Source organism: Microbacterium sp. CIAB417 (genome assembly GCF_022788845.1).
In genome coordinates, this window is the sequence record NZ_JAHZUT010000023.1 from 1 (window position 1) to 1,357 (window position 1,357).

1 protein-coding gene is annotated in these 1,357 nt (G+C 66.9%); it reads left to right on the top strand.

Annotated features, from left to right (window positions below; translation table 11 throughout):
* A partial coding sequence (locus tag KYX17_RS31535; protein ID WP_243233716.1) for a fibronectin type III domain-containing protein occupies positions 1-1,144 on the top strand: 1,144 nt, incomplete at its 5' end.
* Positions 1,145-1,357: the final 213 nt, after the last annotated feature.

A 1,357-nucleotide genomic window follows, 5' to 3' on the forward strand; every position in this document is an offset into this window, starting at 1 on the left:
CCCGCCCCTGCAACCCGCCGCCCCCACCACCGCAGAAATGGCGCCGGTCGGTGATCGCGCGCAGATGAACGTCAGTTGGGTCGCACCCGACAACAACGGTGACGCGATCAGCGGGTATCAGCTGCAGGTGCTGCAGGGGTCGAGCGTGGTGCAGACGATCAGCGTCGCGGCCGGGAAGACCTCGCAGGCCGTGGTCGTGGACACCTCGACCACGTCGTACACATACCAGGTGCGCGCGCAGAACAAGGCCGACTGGGGTCCATGGAGCGATGCCTCGGCACCGCGTCGCGGCGTCATCAAGCCCGACACCCCGCCCCGTCCGTCCGCGGCCGCCGGGGACGGGAGGCTCACCCTCTCGGGTTATCAACTTTCCGAGTCGCAGCTCAACGGCGCGTCCACGGGCGAGACGAGCTACCAGTTCAACCTCAACAAGGGCGGAGGCTGGCAGAGCAACTGGGACGGCAAGACGATCACCGGGCTGAACAACGGCACGTCCTACTCGGTGAGCGTGCGGGCTGTCGCGAACGTCGACGGCAAGAACTACATCTCCGACCCGTCGGCGGCCTCGGCGGCCCAGACACCCTACGGTGTTCCCCCTGCGCCCAGCGTCACGGCGAAGAACAACGGGCAGTCGATCACGTTCAGTTGGAACCCGAGCGGCAACAACGGCAGCGCGATCGACGCCGCCCGCATCAGTATCAACGGGGGCGGCTGGCAGAGCGTCAGCGCCAACAGCTCCACGACGGTCGGCAACGGCTATCAGCAGAGCTACTCCATCCGCGTGCAGGTGCACAACAAGGCCGGGTGGTCTGGCGACGGCACGGCATCCGCGCGCACGAGTGACCCGCCCGCACCGCGCGTGTGGGTGACGCAGGGGTCCCGCGACCCGCAGGGCTGCGTGAACGGGTGCATGAACTTCTACGTCAACTGGCAGAACCTCAACATCGGCACCTACAACGTCAAGTGCTATTCCAGCGCGTACCCCGGCGGCGTGAGCAACTACACGTACAGCATCAACTTCGACGGCAACGGCGGCAAGGAGATCGCCTGCCACCAGGGTCGCGACGGGGTCGACGTGTGGGTCGACATCATCGGCTGGGGTGGTGGAGTGGACACCGAGAAGAACTACTGGCCGAGACCCTAGGACCTGGTCGTCCGCGGTGGGCAGAGGTCCCCATCTCGGACTGCCAGCGATCACGGTTAGGATGTCCCGGTGCGGTCCATGGGCTGAGCGGACAGCCCTGCGCACCATGACGTCCACGGCCGTTCCAGGGGGGAACCGGGTATGAAGCTGCTGAGCTGGGTTCGAGCGCGGCCGAAAACGCTTGCCTCGGCCGCTGCGGTGACCGCCGGCGTC